Origin of the sequence: Sulfurisphaera ohwakuensis (genome assembly GCF_009729055.1) — an archaeon.
Classification (GTDB): domain Archaea; phylum Thermoproteota; class Thermoprotei_A; order Sulfolobales; family Sulfolobaceae; genus Sulfurisphaera; species Sulfurisphaera ohwakuensis.
The window spans coordinates 1,263,540-1,280,294 of record NZ_CP045484.1 but is presented as its reverse complement, the minus strand read 5'-3'; the positions used below and the strand labels follow the sequence as shown (position 1 = coordinate 1,280,294).

The 16,755-nt window shown below is 31.0% G+C and carries 18 protein-coding genes; 12 read left to right on the top strand and 6 right to left on the bottom strand.

What is annotated here, in order from left to right; all coding sequences use genetic code 11:
• Position 1 precedes the first annotated feature (1 nt).
• On the top strand, positions 2-742 hold the full coding sequence (trpC, locus tag D1869_RS07115) for an indole-3-glycerol phosphate synthase TrpC (RefSeq protein WP_156014515.1): 741 nt from the start codon (positions 2-4) through the stop codon (positions 740-742).
• A gap of 9 nt (positions 743-751) precedes the next feature.
• On the top strand, positions 752-1,951 hold the full coding sequence (locus tag D1869_RS07110) for a pyridoxal phosphate-dependent aminotransferase (RefSeq protein ID WP_156014514.1): 1,200 nt from the start codon (positions 752-754) through the stop codon (positions 1,949-1,951).
• 37 nt (positions 1,952-1,988) lie between these two features.
• On the opposite strand, the gene D1869_RS07105 is transcribed toward D1869_RS07110, so the two are convergent.
• Entirely contained in the window at positions 1,989-4,418 is a 2,430-nt protein-coding gene (locus D1869_RS07105; RefSeq protein WP_156014513.1) for a valine--tRNA ligase, read from the bottom strand.
• A 57-nt stretch (positions 4,419-4,475) separates the two neighbouring features.
• Between D1869_RS07105 and D1869_RS07100 the strand changes: the two genes are divergently transcribed.
• The 3 genes from D1869_RS07100 to D1869_RS07090 are packed head-to-tail and all read left to right on the top strand — an operon-like array spanning position 4,476 to position 6,147.
• Complete coding sequence (locus D1869_RS07100) at positions 4,476-5,453, top strand: geranylgeranyl reductase family protein (protein ID WP_184650944.1); 978 nt, start codon at positions 4,476-4,478, stop codon at positions 5,451-5,453.
• Positions 5,431-5,823, top strand: coding sequence for a hypothetical protein (locus D1869_RS07095; protein ID WP_010979242.1), 393 nt, complete (start codon positions 5,431-5,433; stop codon positions 5,821-5,823). Before D1869_RS07100 ends, D1869_RS07095 begins: the two co-directional genes overlap by 23 nt.
• Positions 5,824-6,147, top strand: coding sequence for a hypothetical protein (locus D1869_RS07090; RefSeq protein ID WP_052846511.1), 324 nt, complete (start codon positions 5,824-5,826; stop codon positions 6,145-6,147). It abuts the gene before it with no gap.
• Between the two features lie 265 nt (positions 6,148-6,412).
• Here the strand turns inward: D1869_RS07090 and D1869_RS07085 are convergent, their stop codons facing one another.
• Complete coding sequence (locus tag D1869_RS07085; protein WP_052846510.1) at positions 6,413-6,631, bottom strand: hypothetical protein; 219 nt, start codon at positions 6,629-6,631, stop codon at positions 6,413-6,415.
• 114 nt (positions 6,632-6,745) lie between these two features.
• Here D1869_RS07085 and D1869_RS07080 point away from each other — a divergent pair, with 114 nt between their 5' ends.
• From D1869_RS07080 to D1869_RS07055, 6 genes are all read left to right on the top strand, one after another.
• The gene (locus D1869_RS07080; protein ID WP_156014511.1) at positions 6,746-7,273 is read left to right on the top strand and encodes a hypothetical protein; all 528 of its coding nucleotides are present in this window, start codon (positions 6,746-6,748) and stop codon (positions 7,271-7,273) included.
• Positions 7,206-7,820 carry an N-glycosylase/DNA lyase gene (locus tag D1869_RS07075; RefSeq protein WP_156014510.1) on the top strand — a complete coding sequence of 205 codons (615 nt, stop codon included), beginning with the start codon at positions 7,206-7,208 and terminating at the stop codon, positions 7,818-7,820. The genes D1869_RS07080 and D1869_RS07075 overlap by 68 nt, the downstream gene beginning before the upstream one ends.
• 193 nt (positions 7,821-8,013) lie before the next feature.
• The gene (locus D1869_RS07070; RefSeq protein ID WP_156014509.1) at positions 8,014-8,955 is read left to right on the top strand and encodes a D-2-hydroxyacid dehydrogenase; all 942 of its coding nucleotides are present in this window, start codon (positions 8,014-8,016) and stop codon (positions 8,953-8,955) included.
• Between the two features lies 1 nt (position 8,956).
• Positions 8,957-10,075 (top strand): pyridoxal-phosphate-dependent aminotransferase family protein, encoded by a 1,119-nt coding sequence (locus D1869_RS07065; RefSeq protein ID WP_156014508.1) that lies wholly within the window; start codon positions 8,957-8,959, stop codon positions 10,073-10,075.
• Between the two features lie 31 nt (positions 10,076-10,106).
• Complete coding sequence (locus D1869_RS07060; protein WP_010979236.1) at positions 10,107-10,367, top strand: DNA-directed RNA polymerase subunit K; 261 nt, start codon at positions 10,107-10,109, stop codon at positions 10,365-10,367.
• Between the two features lies 1 nt (position 10,368).
• The gene (locus D1869_RS07055; protein ID WP_156014507.1) at positions 10,369-12,363 is read left to right on the top strand and encodes a DNA topoisomerase I; all 1,995 of its coding nucleotides are present in this window, start codon (positions 10,369-10,371) and stop codon (positions 12,361-12,363) included.
• Between the two features lie 45 nt (positions 12,364-12,408).
• On the opposite strand, the gene cdvC is transcribed toward D1869_RS07055, so the two are convergent.
• From cdvC to cdvA, 3 genes are read right to left on the bottom strand one after another with little or no spacing between them, the layout of a single operon-like run.
• Positions 12,409-13,518, bottom strand: a complete 1,110-nt coding sequence (gene cdvC, locus D1869_RS07050) for a cell division protein CdvC (protein WP_010979234.1) — start codon at positions 13,516-13,518, stop codon at positions 12,409-12,411.
• Positions 13,519-13,522: 4 nt separating this feature from the next.
• Complete coding sequence (cdvB, locus tag D1869_RS07045) at positions 13,523-14,323, bottom strand: cell division protein CdvB (RefSeq protein WP_010979233.1); 801 nt, start codon at positions 14,321-14,323, stop codon at positions 13,523-13,525.
• Positions 14,324-14,341: 18 nt separating this feature from the next.
• Complete coding sequence (cdvA, locus tag D1869_RS07040) at positions 14,342-15,058, bottom strand: cell division protein CdvA (protein ID WP_010979232.1); 717 nt, start codon at positions 15,056-15,058, stop codon at positions 14,342-14,344.
• Positions 15,059-15,181: 123 nt separating this feature from the next.
• Here cdvA and D1869_RS07035 point away from each other — a divergent pair, with 123 nt between their 5' ends.
• Positions 15,182-15,481 carry a hypothetical protein gene (locus tag D1869_RS07035; RefSeq protein WP_231113778.1) on the top strand — a complete coding sequence of 100 codons (300 nt, stop codon included), beginning with the start codon at positions 15,182-15,184 and terminating at the stop codon, positions 15,479-15,481.
• On the opposite strand, the gene eno is transcribed toward D1869_RS07035, so the two are convergent.
• Positions 15,478-16,728, bottom strand: coding sequence for a phosphopyruvate hydratase (gene eno, locus D1869_RS07030; RefSeq protein WP_156014506.1), 1,251 nt, complete (start codon positions 16,726-16,728; stop codon positions 15,478-15,480). The two genes, D1869_RS07035 and eno, sit on opposite strands and share 4 nt — an antisense overlap.
• Positions 16,729-16,755 lie beyond the last annotated feature (27 nt).

Genomic DNA, 16,755 nt, shown 5'->3' with positions numbered 1-16,755 from the left:
AATGCCCAGGTATTTGGAAGGATGGTTAGCTGATGTTGTTAAAATCTCCTTAAGCAGAGAAAGAATAAATAAGGTTAGAGAAAGACCTATTTATTTACTTTCTAAATTTATAAAATCTACAATTGACAAAAATGCTATTATCGCTGAATTTAAAAGAAAATCCCCATCTGGGTTAAATGAAAACAGAGACTTAGAAGAATATGTGAAGTTTATGGAAGAAAATGGAGCTATAGGAATTAGTGTACTTACTGAAGAAAAATATTTTGGAGGTAGCTATTCTGATTTAGAGAATGCTGCAAAAATAGTAAAAATACCTATACTTATGAAGGATTTCATTGTTACTGAAAAACAAATAGACACAGCATTTAATTTAGGTGCAGACGCGATTCTTCTAATAGTTAAGATTCTCACAGAACGAGAATTGATTAACCTATATGAGTATGCTAGAAACTTAGGACTTGAGGCTATTGTTGAAGTTACTGATGAGAATGATTTAAAAATAGCTTTAAGGTATGATTTTAATATAATAGGCGTTAATGCTAGAAATCTAAGTAGCTTAGAGGTTAACATTAGAAATGCTAGAAAAATCCTAGAAATGATACCTAATGATAGAATTAAAATTGCTGAAAGTGGGATAAAAAATAAAGAAGATATCATAGAATTAAAGAAGTATGGGGCCGATGCTTTTCTCATAGGAACGACTTTAATGAAGGACCCAAACAAAATTAAGGAACTAATATAATTTTTTCCTATGCCAGTAGATGATTTTTCCCTTTCGGCAAATAGTATAACAGGAGAATCTACCCTAGTATATCAAGATGTTGCAAGACAAGTACAGAAGACTAAGGGAATAAGAATCATAAATTTTGGTATAGGACAACCGGATTTTCCTACATTTGCCAGGATAAGAGAAGCTGCAAAGAAATCATTGGATGAAGGATTTACTGGCTATACATCAGCTTATGGAATTGATGAATTAAGACAAAAGATAGCAGAGCATTTAAGCAGTAAATATGAGAGTGTGAGAAAGGAAGAAGTTATTGTAACTCCTGGGGCAAAAACGGCACTTTACTTAGCCTTTTTATTATACATAAATCCTGGAGACGAAGTTATAATATTTGACCCTTCATTTTACTCTTATGCAGAAGTAGTAAAGATGTTAGGAGGAGTCCCAGTTTATGTTAAAATGAAGTTTAATGAGAGTACTGGATTTTCTCTGAACTTATCGGAATTAGAATCTAAAATAAATAAAAAAACAAAAATGATAGTATTAAATAATCCTCATAATCCAACAGGTATGGTGTTTGATCCAATAGAAATTGAAAAGCTAATGGAGATTACTAAGGAAAAGAAAGTTCTTCTTCTATCAGATGAAATATATGATTATTTTATTTATGAAGGAAAGATGAAGAGTGTACTAGAAGATCCAGATTGGAGAGACTATGTTATTTATGTAAATGGATTCAGTAAAACGTTCTCTATGACTGGTTGGAGGTTAGGGTATGTAGTAGCTAAAGAAAAAGTGATTAAGAAAATGGCAGAGATTGCTGCAAATATTTATACTTGTCCTACTAGTTTTGCTCAGAAAGGTGCATTAGCAGCTTTTGAATCTTTTGATGAAGTTAAGGAAATGATATCATTATTTAAAAAGAGAAGGGATATAATGTACGAAGAACTTAAGAAAATAAAAGGAATACAGGTGCATAAAAGTCAAGGAGCGTTCTACATGTTTCCATTTATTGGCGAGATTCTAAAAAAGGCTAATCTTACTGTTAAAGACTTTTCGTTAAAGTTAATTGAGGAAAAAGGAGTAACCACCATACCGGGTGAAGTATTCCCATTAGAAGTTGGTAAAGATTTTGTAAGGCTTAGTTTTGCTGTAAGAGAAGATGATATAAGAGAAGGTATAAAAAGGATGAAAGAGTTTATTGATATGTTGATGACACCCTGATAGTGTGAAAAGATGAACGAAACTCCCATGGGCTGATCTAACTAAGTAGCTCTGCCTTAATTTCTTCTCCTTCCTCGTATACAATTTTTTCTATTTTTAATGTTTTTATTATGTCATCTTCAACTCTTTTAATTGTTTCGATATACTCTTTTGGCCCTACAAGCTTAACATTTATACTTACTGGTATCGGTATTCTATTTTGTATTTTTAAAGTCCTAATCGTAGATGTTGTTGTTTTTATGTATTTCCCTAAAGTATCTATGTTAGGATCTTCTTCAATATCGTCAACATTAGGTAATCCTTCAAGTATGATTGAAATTTTATCTCCATAAAGTCTATTGTACATCTCTTCTGTGATATGAGGTGCAATAGGGTGTAAGATTATTAGCAGATCTTTAAATATCCTGCTCAAGGTATATAATGCAGATAAATCTTCAGCAAATAATCTATGCTTAATCAATTCAAGATACTCGTCAGCAATAGTTTCCCAGAAGTAAGAGTAGAGCGATTCAACAACTTGATAGAAATCATAATTATTATAAGCTTCAATACTTTTCTTTACAAACCTTTTATGTTCTTGTAAAATCCATCTATCAATAGGATGTAAATTGTTTGGTCTATCAAACTTTTTCTTTCCTATAAATGGATAAGATAATCTACCTGCATTCCACAGCTTCTGTAGCAATAATTTTTTTCCTCTAACTGTTTCCCATTTAAATGGAAAATCATCACCTATTCTAGCATCTAATAAAGTTAGTCTAATTGAATCGGCACCGAACTCATCAACCTTATCTAATGGATTAACTACGTTTCCTTTACTTTTGCTCATTCTAGTTCCATCTGGACCAAGAACTTGACCATTTATTAGAACTTCTTTAAATGGAATATTTCCAGTAAGTACTAGTGTTCTGAAAAACGTATAAAATAGCCAAGTCCTTATTATATCTGTTCCTTGTAATCTTACTGATGCTGGGAAAGTTTTCTTAAATTTTCTTTTATCAGTATAGAATCCAGTTAAATAAATTACTGTAACGCTAGAATCTATCCATACATCTGCTACATCAGTAACTGGCTTTAATGGTAATCCACACTGAGGACATTTCTCATATGGTGGTTTTGTTTTTGTAGGATCTAAAGGTAAATCTTCTTCTCTAGCTGGAATCAAATGATTGTTATCGCAATACCAGAAAGGTAATGGTGTACCGTACACTCTTTGTCTACTTATATTCCAATCCCATTCTAAACTTTTAATCCAATCTTCTAAATAATACGACATCCTAGAAGGAATGAATTTCATTTTCTTATATTCTTCAAGTAATTTATCCTTAAATTGTAAAGTTTTTATAAATATCTGTTTCTTGACAAGGAACTCAATTGGGGATAAACAATCACTTCTTTCAGTATGAGATAACACATTATGCTTAAAATTCTCTATTTTGACAAGATATCCTTTTTCTTTGAGTAATTCTATTATTTTCTTCCTAGCTTCTTCAATTTTTAATCCATCTAAGAGACCATTTGTATTCTTTATTCTCCCTTTTTCATCAATCAGCTCAGTAGTAGGTAAATTATATTTCAATTGCCATTTTATATCTTGCGGGTCACCATACGTACTTATCATTACAGCACCGGTTCCAAACTCCTTTTCTACTGCATCATCTCCAATAATCTTTACTTCTTTGTTAAATAAAGGGATTATTGCAATCTTTCCAATAAGTCCTTTATATCTTTCATCTTCTGGATGTACAGCTACAGCTTGTGTGGCAGCTAATAATTCTGGTCTTGTTGTGGCAATGATAATTTCTCCACCATCTTTTAGAGGAAATCTAATATAAGCTAAAATTCCATCCTTTTCTAGATAACCAACTTCGCTTTGAGCCAAAGCAGTCTCGCATTTAGGACACCAATATACTGGTCCTTCTCTAATTTCAATAAGTCCCAACTTATACATTTCTAATAAACTTTTCTGAATTATTTTTCTATAATTATTTTCATATGTTCTATATTCATATCTTTCCCATTCTGGTCTATATCCTAACCTTATCATTGCTTCCTTCATTTTCTTTATCATATCCTCAGTCCACTCAACGCATTTTTTGAGAAATAGTTCTCTGTTTTCTTTAGGGATTTTTAATCTATATTGAACTTTTAATTCAGTTGGTAATCCTTGCGTATCCCAACCTTGTGGAAGAAGTACATTATATCCTTGTAATCTCTTAAACCTACCAATTGTATCAGCAATTGTAACCCAGTAAGCATGACCCATATGTAGTTCTCCACTCGTAAAAGGTGGAGGTGTATCTATGACGAAAACTGGGGATTTCTCGTCTTCATCTTTAAATCTAAATACTTTCTCCCAATATTCCTTGGATAACCAAATCTGTTGCCATTTTAATTCAATTTCTTTCGGATTATAATGTTTCGGCCATTCTTCTAGTTTCTTATTAATCTCTTCTTGGGATAACAATAACTAATCACCTTAACATTAATTTATAAGGTCTTGCTTTAAAAAGCATTTAAAATGATAAAAATAGCAATTCTAGGAGGAGGAGTATCTGGATCATTATTAGCTTACCTTCTAAGAACTAGAACTAATTATGAGGTAAGCTTGTTTGATATTAAAGATAAATATGTAAAACCTTGTGGGGATATCGTTCCTAATGTTTATACACCACCAATTCCCTGGGATATAAAATTTAGAATAAAAAGATTCGCGTTTTATTTAGATGGAGAATTAATACATGATATAGAATATAGAAATACAAAATGGTTAGTGATAGATAAATGGGGATGGATAAATAAAATGAGAGAAGAAGTAAAAACATATCATCAATCAAAATTCAATAGAAAAAATTATGATAAAGTAATAGATGCTAAAGGACCATATGATATGGATAGAGAAGTAGTATATACAACTAGGGCTTTAGTAAAAACAGGAAAATTTGACGATGTAGCCGTGTTTGAATTTGATACTAAATATACTGGATTTTATTGGATTTTCCCAAATGAAGATGGAATTCTAAATATTGGTGCTGGTTTTTTGGAATATAAAAATTCTAGAGAATTAATACTTAAATATATTAAAGAAAAATATAGTGATGCGAAAATCATCGATATAAGAGGAGCACCTATATCTATATCTCCAGTTAAAGATAAAAACTATAGAATAGGTGAGGCACGGGGCTTGGTTTTTCCTTTAAGTGGTGAAGGAATAAGACCATCAGCTATATCGGCAGAAAGAGCATTTGAAGCCTTATATAAGGAAGAAAATTTTAATGAGTACATGGAAAATAGTCTAAAAAAATTACATTATGCTGTTGATATTCAACATATGTTACTAAGAGTTTATAGGTACTCCTCTCTTTCCCTAAGGAGATCACTTTTGAGAATATTATTTAAAAACGATATACTTTTAGATGCATATCTTGAAGATAAAATTACTTTTGAGGGAATCTCAGAATCAGTAAAGGCGATTAAAAATGGAGGTCTACTTAGAAAATAGCAAAAGTAAGAGTGGAAAACACGCTATTAGAACATTAATTTATGTTATTGAAGGAGAGAATTTTTATGAATTTAAGTCTTTTAAAACAAAGAAAAAACTTCAGGGAATATATAAAGTTGGTGAAGCTCAACTGGTTGATTTACCTAGTGATAAGACTTTCGTATACATTTATCTTATTAAAAATATAAAAAATAGGGTTAAAGGAAAAGTTATTGTATATGATAATGGTCAGATAAGTCTAGTAATGAATTATAGAAAATTAAAACTAAAACTAGTAAAAGGAGATAAGAAATACGCGGAGATTATAAAGAAAATATTTGATAAACTTAATATTCCTATAAAAAATATGAACTTAAAGGAGGTAAAATAATTGTTTAGAGTCGAATTCGTATTATTATCATCAGATCCATTCAAAATATCAAGATTACCATATGTTGTAGATCTATTAGAAAGAGAATTAATAGATTTTTGCAATCCTATTAAGACTGGTGCTAGTATTATATGTGCTCCTTCAAAAGACTCATTAATTATTATTTACACTGCGTTTAATGAATCAAAACAGTTAAATGTGTATATAAGAATAGAATCGTTAGATGCTCAAATTCTTTCACAAATAGTAGAAAAAATAAGTAAAAAATTACGCCAAGAAGGTTATGTTATGACTTTATCTAATACATCCTCTAGTTTATTATAGATTTCTTCAGGTGTAATATCAATTTTCTTTAATTCTAATAAAACATTACATAGATAAATATGAAGTCTAGTTTTACAAAAAATTAATTTTAATATTGTGAAATATTGATTCGAATAGCTAAAATCTAAGTATGCAATTTTATCATTAATAAAATTTAACTTCCTTATTATTTCTTTACTATCAATAACCTTATCAACATCTAAATATATTATTTTTTCATTTATAATAGTAATTTGTTTATTATTTATAAAAAATTTTTGTATATTCATATTACTGGCACTAGTTCAGTACTACAATATGGGCATTTCCATTTTAGTCCTCTTGCATCAGCTTCACAGAAGAAAGCATTATATTTCTTTTCACATTTTGGACATTTATATACTAAATCTGTACCTATCTTTAATTTCCTATTACATATTCTACAATATACTGTAAACCATCCGCTATGTCCATAAGCGTTAGAGCCTCTTATTCTTATACTCATGGGTAAAAAGAGAAATTATGTGATATTTATATTTAACGTGAAGATTAAGTAGTACTTAATGTTTCTAAAAATGAATTTTAATTATTGCTTCACTATATAATATGCTGAGAACAGTTGAAAGCAATTGTTGAATATTTTAATGGTGAGGAAGTGCAACTTTATCCTGGTATTATAGGTATTAAGGTTAATAAGATTAAAGAAGATGAAATAGAAATAAATTCGGAAGATGAAATAGAAAATTTATCATTAAAAGATGGAATAGCCTATGTTCATAATTCTGCTCCTCTTTATCTTAAAGGAGTAAACACAAAGTATGTTTTACCAAAACCTTTAAAGCTACTTAGGTTAGGAATACCTACCTCCTTAGAAAATGCTGAACAAGTTCAGGTTAATTACTTAACATTTTTTGATAAAGACTATGTGTTAGTGGGTTTTAATCTTACTGATGATTTTAAAGAGCCATTTGCAATTTTAGAGTTTGATGAAGGTTACACTAAAGTTGTGTTAAAAGACGAATTTTCAGAGGTTAAACCTAAGAAGGAGAAAATAAAGAAGGCTAAGAGGAAGAAGAAAGGTGCTAAGAGAGCTAGTAAAAAACAAAAAGCTAAGAGCAAGAGTGCTAGAAAGAGCAGAAGAGTTTAAATTAAATAACAGAGCTGAAGAGAATGTTTGGTTTAGAGAATTAATTTTATGTATTTTAACCTCAAATAGTTCTTTTATATCTGCGTATAAAGCTCTAAATTATATAATGGACGAAATTTTTTCTCTAAATGAAGATCAGATGAGCAAAAGACTTAGATTAGCCGGTTATAGATTTTACAATTTAAAAGCAAAATATATAGCAAATGCAAGAAAATTATATGGAAATTTGAAAGCAAAAATAAAACCTATTGCTGATTATTCACAAGAAGAAGCCAGGCAGTATATCATAAATAACATTGACGGATTAGGATTGAAAGAATCTAGCCATTTCTTGAGAAACGTAGGCTATTTCGATTTAGCAATTATAGATAGGCATGTGCTACATTTCCTTAACGAAATTGGCACTAGTAATTTAAAAATTAAAAATAAAAAGGACTATTATTTAGCTGAAAGTATACTTAAATCAATTAGTATTAATCTTGGTATTCAAGTTGGACTACTTGATTTGTATATATTTTTTAAACAAACCAATACAATCGTAAAGTAGAATAAAAAAATATAAAAATGAGTAGCAAATGGATATCATGAATTAAAATGAACACAAATAAGTTCCTAGAAAATTTTGAGAAGTTATATAACTATACTTCTTATTATTATGACTTCTTCTTCTCCTCTTCATTTTCATCATCATCATGTTAAACTTCTTTCTCTATTTATAAATAAAAAGGGGTGTTCTATGCATGGCTATCTATACTGTTAAAGCCTTAATAACAGATCCTATAGATGAAATTCTAATTAAAACTTTGAGAGAAAAAGGAATTCAAGTAGATTATATGCCAGAAATAAGCAAAGAAGAATTACTTAATATAATCGGTAATTATGATATTATAGTAGTGAGAAGTAGAACTAAAGTGACTAAAGATGTTATAGAAAAAGGCAAAAAACTAAAAATTATTGCTAGGGCTGGAATTGGACTTGATAATATAGATACTGAAGAGGCTGAAAAAAGAAATATAAAAGTTGTTTATGCTCCTGGTGCCTCTACTGATTCTGCAGTAGAATTAACTATTGGACTCATGATAGCGGCAGCAAGGAAAATGTACACTTCTATGGCTTTAGCAAAATCTGGTATATTTAAAAAAATTGAGGGACTAGAATTAGCTGGAAAAACTATCGGGATTGTAGGTTTCGGAAGAATTGGTACTAAGGTTGGAATAATAGCAAATGCAATGGGAATGAAAGTATTAGCTTACGATATTTTAGATATAAGAGAGAAAGCTGAGAAAATAAACGCAATAGCAGTAAGTTTAGAGGAATTATTAAAAAATTCTGATGTAATAAGTCTTCATGTTACTGTGAGTAAAGATGCAAAACCAATAATTGACTATCCGCAATTTGAACTAATGAAAGATAATGTTATAATTGTAAACACCAGTAGAGCAGTTGCCGTTAATGGTAAAGCACTTTTAGATTATATTAAGAAAGGAAAAGTTTATGCTTATGCTACTGATGTATTTTGGAATGAACCACCAAAGGAAGAATGGGAATTAGAACTATTAAAACATGAAAGAGTTATTGTTACAACTCATATTGGTGCTCAAACCAAAGAGGCTCAAAAAAGGGTAGCAGAAATGACTACTCAAAACTTGCTTAACGCTATGAAAGAGTTAGGGATGATATAAAATGCTTTTAATTCCTGGACCAGTTGAAGTACCAAGAAGCGTAAGAGAAGCCTCAACATTAGTAGTTAATCACAGAAGTGAAAAATTTAGAGGGATAGTAAGAAAATTGGAAAGTTTAATGAATAAGCATTTTAGTGCAAGCAGGACTGCTTTACTTACGGGATCGGGTACTTTAGCTGTTGAAGCAATGGTATATTCGTTGATTAAACCTAACGAAAAAGTAATTAGTTTTCCTTACGGTGAATTTGGCAATAGACTAGTGGACTCTTTGAGAAGAAGAGGAGCTCAAGTAAAAGTGTATGAGAAAAAGATTGGCGAAATTTTCTCTATAGATGAAATAAAGAAAGCATTAGATGAAAATAAAGATGCGACTGCAGTAGCTTTAGTTCATAATGAAACTAGTTCTGGTATGGCATTTAGAAATTTAGAAGATGTAGTAAGTGAAGTAAAGAGAAGAGGATTAAAATTATTAGTAGACTCGGTATCCGGTTTTGCTGCTTATAAATTATTAGTAAATGAATGGAAAATAGATGCAGTAGCTACTGGTAGTCAGAAAGCTCTTGCCTCTGTACCAGGAATGTCATTTGTGGCTTTATCGGATGACGGTATTGAGGAAATACAAGGAGAGTCACTTCCTTCATATCTTGATATTTCTCTCCATCTTAAGTTCCAGGATAAAGGAGAAACTCCATTTACTCCAGCTGTTGGCGTGTTTAATGCATCTTTAAGAGCAGCAGAATTATTAGAGATCGAAGGCATAGAAAATAGATGGAAAAGGCATGAGGCTTGTGCAAGATTTGTAAGGGAAGTACTATCCTCTTATGGTTTCTTACTTTTTGGAAATGAAAATAATTTTTCAAATACTGTAGTTGCAGGTATACCACCGATTCCAGATTATAGAAAGAAATTACTAAATGAATTTAATATTGAAATATCTGGAGGAATGGGAGAATTAAAGGAAAAGATAGTAAGAATTGGATTGCTAGGAGTTGTTGATAGTAGAGCTGTAAATAAATTATTGGAGGCTACTGCCAAGTTATTAGATAAAAATTATGACTATTTACCTCCAAGAGAATGTAAGCTTCCAGAATTACTAGAAAAAGAAGTCGAATGGAGTTAATCTTATTTAAATCTTTAGGGAGTGTTTAAGTGTGAGTATAAATAAAATTTTTGAGGAGAGCTGGAAAAACAGATTAACGAAATACGAGATAGCTAGAATTATAAGTGCCAGAGCATTACAATTAGCTATGGGAGCTTCTCCTCTTATAGACACTAATAATTTACCTTTTAATGATGTAATTAGTATAGCAGAAGAAGAGCTTAAGCGTGGAGTCTTACCTATTACAGTAAGGCGTGTATATCCTAATGGGAAGATAGAGTTGGTTTCAGTTAAAAAGGTAGAGTTTAAATAGTATGAATTGTTATCCTAAAAATTATATCTTAGTTATTGCAGAAAAAAGTAAAGCTGCAAAGAAAATAGCTGAGGCTTTATCAGATAAACCAACTACATGTAAAAAATACTCAGTAAGCTATTGGGTTATAAATTATAAAGGAAAAGTAAACGTTGTTGCACCTGCTGCTGGTCATTTATTTAATCTTTATGGTGATAGTTCTTTTCCTATTTTTTCCATGGATTGGAAACCTCTTTGGGAAATAGATGATTCTGCTAAATATACAAAAAAGTACTATAATTTGCTTAAGGATTTATCAAAATATGCCATTGAATATATTAATGCTTGTGATTATGATATTGAAGGTTCTGTAATAGGTTATATGATAATCAAACATTTTGGTGATTTAAAAAAAGCTAAAAGAATGAAATTTTCAGCGTTAACTAAACAAGACATACAGAAAGCATATTCAAATCTTTCACCATTAGACTACAATATGATAAATGCAGGTATTGCTAGGCATAAAGTAGATTGGATATGGGGTATTAATGTAAGTAGGGCCTTAATGTTAGCTGTAAGTTCTGTTACAAAGAAAAGGGTAACATTAAGTGCGGGGAGGGTACAAAGTCCTACTCTAATCCATGTAGTAGAAAATGAGATAGCAAGAGAACTATATATTCCATTGCCTGTATATAGAGTTAGTGTAAAAATTAAAATAGGAAATGAGACATTTAGCTTGTCGTTAAATAGAACGTTCGAATACAAGGAAGAAGCTCAAGAATTTGCTAATAAAATAAAAAAATCAAGGGCTGTAGTGGATGAGGTCAGAATAGAGGAAAAATCATTAACACGACCTTCACCTTTTAATTTAGGAGATTTGCAAGCAGAAGCTGGCAGAATATTAGGTTATTCACCTTATTATGTCGAAAGATTAGCTGAAGAATTATACTTAGATGGGTTAATTAGCTATCCTAGAACAAATAGTCAAAAAATTCCTCCATCAGTTGATGTAAAAAGTATAGTCAATGGATTAGAAGCCAATTTTAAGAACTTAGTAGGGTTAGTGAGAAACATTACGAAAGGAGAATACATAGTCAGACAAGGAAGTAAAGATGATCCCGCTCATCCTGCAATTTACCCTACTGGAAATAGAATAACTGAAAAACTTGGGATTAGACAATATAAGTTGTTTGAACTAATAACTAGGCGTTTTCTTGCAAGCATTTCAAGAGATGCTATAATGATAACTCAGAAAATAATCATACGGTTTAAGGATGTGGATATATCTGATGAGATAACTAGGCAAAAAATAAAGTTTAAAGGATGGTTATTACTATACCCCTATCATTCTGTGAAAGATGAGGAATTATTAGATGTAAAAGAAGGAGAAGAGGTTAAGATAGAATCTGTTTCTGTAAAGATGGACTTGGCTAAACCGGATGTAAAAAGATACAACAAAGTTCAATTATTAAAATGGATGGAAACTTCCAACTTAGGAACTGAGGCTACAAGAGGAAAAATTATTGAAACCTTATTTAATAGAAAATATCTTTCACAAAAAAGAGGTACAATATATCCTACATCGCTAGGAATTGTTATAGTTGAGGTGTTGAAAGATTATTTTAAGGACTTAACAAGCATAGAATTAACTTCAAAGATGGAAGAAAAATTAAACGAAATACTAGATGGGAAAGAGACAGTAGAAGGAGTTGTCGCAGAAACAATAAATACTCTGAAGATCTATCTAGATAATTATAATAAATATAAAGATCAAATAGGAATTAAATTAGCTAAAATATTAGGATTAATGAAGTATAAGAAATGTAAGTTCTGTGACCTTGAGGCAGAATATGATAATTTATGTAAATATCACTATAATGCATATATGAAATTGAAAGAAACACTTAAGGTATGGAAAGAGAGAACTAAATTAGAAGATAAAGATATATTGAAAAAAATTTATAGTTCGAAAACTACGGGAAAATATATAAAGGACATAATTTCAGAGATGATGTGAGTCATGCCAGCTTGATTTGATGATATGAACCCTGGGGTATCTGATCTAAAGTGCTTTAAACTTTTCATGCCATGCTTCATATGCCTTTATCATCTCTTGGTTAACACTCGGTTTTCTTATTTTTAATACCTCAATAAAGTCTTCCATACTAACTGGTCTAGGCTCATTAAGATTATTAATGAACATTTCTTTAACAACCCTAATATGAGCAGCTTGTACTATATCCTTAATATCACTAGCTGTGTACCCTTCAGTCATTTCAGCTACCTTGTTTAAATCTACATTCTCCATCTTTATTTTAGATGTATAATATTGGAGTAAAGCCAGCCTTTGCTGGAAATCTGGTAATCTAACATAAATTCTCTTCTGAAATCTTCTTAAGAAAGGTTCATCAAGCCTCCATGGTTTATTAGTAGCTCCTATTACATAAACCTTATAATTCTCAGACTTATCTTGCAATCCATCCATTTCTTTTAAGAATTGATTTCTTACTCTAACTTCTCCTCCATTTTCGCTATTGTAAATCCCTAATAACGCATCAAGTTCATCAATAAATATTATAACAGGTTTTTCTTCTCTCTTACTTATTTCCCTAGCCTTAGTAAATATTTTAGCAACATTCTTTTCAGCCTCCCCTAACCATTTTGACATTATAGATGCTGCATCTACTTGAATAAAGTAAGAGTCTATTTCACTAGCTACTGCAGCTGCAATCATTGTCTTTCCACAACCTGGAGGTCCATAAAGTAAGATACCACGAGGCCATCCTAATGGGAACAGATCTGGTCTTTTTGTCGGATATATAATGGCTTCTTTTAAGGCTTCCTTTACATCATCTAATCCTACAATATCCTTAAACGATACTTTTGGTTTCTCTTTTACAATTAAATCTTCTATATCGATCTGCTTTGATTCTGATCCACTTGCGGGTACAGCTTCTTTCAATACCTCAATTCTTTTCTTATATTCATTAATCATTTGTTCGTAAACTTTTATTGATGGCGAATCGGGATATAACGCGATTAATTGTGATAATATTTCTATTGCTTTTTTATAATTGTTTATAGCATCTTCTGCCTTTCCTTCTTTATCAGCTTTTACTGCATTAATAGCATATTTCCTAGCCATCTCTTCTAGCATTGATTGTGCAGACATAGCCCTACTCCTCTAATGTAATTAATCCTTTTGAAGCCAAGGATTTTAATAAGTCCAAAACTTCTTGTTTATCTACATTATATATTTTACTAAAATGTTCTAGATCTAAGAACCCACCAGTTTGTCTTATATATTCAAGTAAATCGTCAGCTGTAACTTTTCTTTTTTGTTGTGTCTGTTCTTGTTTAATTTCTATTACTTGCCTCTTATATGATGGTGTATCACTAGGTGGATAAGGTAATTCTGGTAAAATCTCTTTTAATTTTTCCTCAGCCATTTTCTTTGTTTCATTTAATATTTTCTGAGCCTCTTCATCAACTACAGTAGGCACAACTGTCCTCTCACTCAAAGCCCCAGTTTCTATAGCTATACTATTAACGTTGCTAGTTATAGAATCTAATGCAATGGCTACTTCTGGTGCAATTCCTTTTATTTGATCTTTTAATTGTCCTAATACTTTCATAACTGGAAGTAAGACTAATGAAACTCCTTGAAGCTCTTGTACCGTATCTAATTTAATTCTAACTTTTTCTATAGCTAGAAATGCAGTATAGATAATTTTGATCATTTTTCTAATATCTGAGATTTCTTGTGCATAGATTGTAGCCTTAGCCATATCACCTTCGATTTGTGCCCTAATAACCTTTTCATAAAGTTCTTTATCTCTATCTCTTAATCTTCTTATAGCTTCATCTAATCTATCTTGTTGGTCTTTTAACTTCAAAGATATCTCAGTGATAATTTTACCTAATTGTGCCTTTCGCTTCCTATCATTATTAAAAAAGGATGAGATCTTATCTAACATACTATTTCACTAAATTAGTTACAAAGTATTTATTACTCTTACTGGTATTGGTAATGGTACTTCTGATTTATTACCATCGCTCTTATTAGGTTGTTCTTGTTGCGTAGTTAATGAGGGAGAAGGCTTAATATCTATTCCCTCTTTGTCTAAACCATCCAATTTATCTAATATTTTCTTTATATCATCTCTCTCTAATGTGTAGCTTTCTTTTGATTGTCTTAATATTTCCATAGAATTTTTATATGAAGTTTCTGGTAATTCGCCAGAAATATAACTCATTTTCAACGATATGGTTGCTTTATCAATCTGAGCTAATTGATCTTCAATTTCATTTAATCTATTCTTTAATTTACTTTTCAATTTCGCATGTTCTTCTCTGAGTTTTAACAGTTCTGAATCTAGCTTTCTTTTCATATCATCATACATACTTTTAGGAATTTCTTGTTTTGAATATAATTCTTCTAGTGCTTTTTGCCTTCTTCTTATCTTCTCCATATATCCTAAAATCTTTATAGCTTCTGTTTTCCATTCAGGTAATAATACTATATTATCACCATCCATTTTAACACTCTCTGGACTTACGGTAACAAAAGAATTACCGTAAGAAATTTCTATTCCAGTTATTGTTCCATCAATCTCTGTATATACATGAATTATACTACCCACGTCCCTCCCATATACATCTTTAATCTTTTGTCCAACAAATTTCGTTAATACATCAACTGAAATTGGCATGGTAATACTCCTCAAAAATATCAGCTCTGCATATTTTATTTATAAGGATTTGGGCACCTCAGCAGGTAGAGGCTCGTCACCGATAAGCGCTTTTAACCATCATCATCGGGAGGAGGATATTATGTGGCAAAGTTTAAAAAATATCTGCGAGTAATATATACTTTACGAATTAATATGAGTTTACAAAATCTTGCTAATGTTACTTCTCAGATAGCGGGAATGTTTCATTTTAATGCTTCACCGTTAGCTACAGGTTTAATAGTAGTCGGATTAGCTATAGTATTTATGGTGCTGATAGGAGCTATTATATATGGACTAATTAAAGCATTTAAAGAACTACCTAATATGCCTTTTAGAACTTTTGTAGTATTAATGCTAGTTCTAGCAATGTTTTTAATAATAGTAGGAGTTTTACTACCTTAAAGATAAATTTTTTTACCGTAATATTCTATTCCATAATCGTTTTCTATTTCTAGTAATCTATTATATTTACTAGTTCTTTCGCCTCTAGCTGGTGCTCCAGTCTTTATAAAATCACTTTGTACTCCAACAGCTAAATCAGCTATAAAAGAATCTTCTGTCTCTCCACTTCTATGACTTACAATTATTTTTATAGAATTTTTCTTCGCAAATTCTATGTATTCAAATGTCTCTGATAAAGTACCAATTTGATTAGGCTTAACTATAGTACCTTTAGCAGAACTTTTCTCTATCCCTTTCTTTAGATACTCAATGTTAGTAGTAAATAAATCGTCTCCAGTAACAATAGTTTTCTTTAACTTTTGTTGTAAAATAGAAAATCTCTCAAAATCATTCTCGTTAAAAGGATCTTCTATATATAATAACGGATAACGTGAAGCTAATTGGATGTAGTAATCTATCATCTCATCTGGGCTTAATTTTTTCCCGTCTATTTCATATTGACTTCCGTTAAAGAAATCAGAAGAAGCTGCATCTATTCCCATTACTATCTTATCCTCATAACCAGAATTCTTTATAGCAGTATATACTAAATCTAATGCGTCTTCTGTTTTAGATAATGGTGGCGCTACTCCTCCTTCATCTCCTAGCATTGTATAAAGTTTTCCGTATTTTTCTGTTATTATTCCCTTTAACTGCTTGTATACTTCATCGGCAGCATATAAGGCTTCGTGAAAGCTGTCAAAACTTAAAGGTATTATAATAAACTCCTGAATTTTTAGTTCATTTCCAGCGTGTAATCCTCCATTTAAAATATTTAATAATGGTATTGGCAGATATCTTACTCTTGGCCCACCTATGTATTGGAAAATTTCTAACCCCATAGCTTTTGCAGCTGTTTTAGCTACAGCTATTGATGTAGCTATAGTTGTATTTCCGCCTACTCTTGACTTATTAGGTGTTCCATCCATTCTTATCAATGTTTGGTCAATTCCTAGTTGATTCCTTACATCAAAATCCCTTAAGGAATCGTTAATTAAGGTATTTACTAACTCGACTGCCCTAGTTACTCCTCCATCTTTGTCCCTTAATTCTATCGCCTCTCTACTACCCTTTGATGCTCCAGCTGGTGCGTCACCAGTTGCTGATATTCCTCCATATGTCTCGATTTTAACTCTGATTGTTTTATTTCCTCTAGAATCAAGAATCTGGTAACCCTTTATTTTTTTGATTCTGAAATAGTCATTCATTTAAATTCGATTATCAATTAAGAGCAA

Excerpts from the sequence above, each read along its gene's own strand:
- trpC (WP_156014515.1), top strand. The coding sequence starts at position 2 with ATGCCCAGGTATTTGGAAGGATGGTTAGCTGATGTTGTTAAAATCTCC.
- D1869_RS07110 (WP_156014514.1), top strand. The coding sequence starts at position 752 with ATGCCAGTAGATGATTTTTCCCTTTCGGCAAATAGTATAACAGGAGAA.
- D1869_RS07095 (WP_010979242.1), top strand. The coding sequence starts at position 5,431 with ATGGAGGTCTACTTAGAAAATAGCAAAAGTAAGAGTGGAAAACACGCT.
- D1869_RS07085 (WP_052846510.1), bottom strand. The coding sequence starts at position 6,631 with ATGAGTATAAGAATAAGAGGCTCTAACGCTTATGGACATAGCGGATGG.
- D1869_RS07070 (WP_156014509.1), top strand. The coding sequence starts at position 8,014 with ATGGCTATCTATACTGTTAAAGCCTTAATAACAGATCCTATAGATGAA.
- D1869_RS07065 (WP_156014508.1), top strand. The coding sequence starts at position 8,957 with ATGCTTTTAATTCCTGGACCAGTTGAAGTACCAAGAAGCGTAAGAGAA.
- D1869_RS07055 (WP_156014507.1), top strand. The coding sequence starts at position 10,369 with ATGAATTGTTATCCTAAAAATTATATCTTAGTTATTGCAGAAAAAAGT.
- cdvC (WP_010979234.1), bottom strand. The coding sequence starts at position 13,518 with ATGTCTGCACAATCAATGCTAGAAGAGATGGCTAGGAAATATGCTATT.
- cdvB (WP_010979233.1), bottom strand. The coding sequence starts at position 14,323 with ATGTTAGATAAGATCTCATCCTTTTTTAATAATGATAGGAAGCGAAAG.
- cdvA (WP_010979232.1), bottom strand. The coding sequence starts at position 15,058 with ATGCCAATTTCAGTTGATGTATTAACGAAATTTGTTGGACAAAAGATT.
- eno (WP_156014506.1), bottom strand. The coding sequence starts at position 16,728 with ATGAATGACTATTTCAGAATCAAAAAAATAAAGGGTTACCAGATTCTT.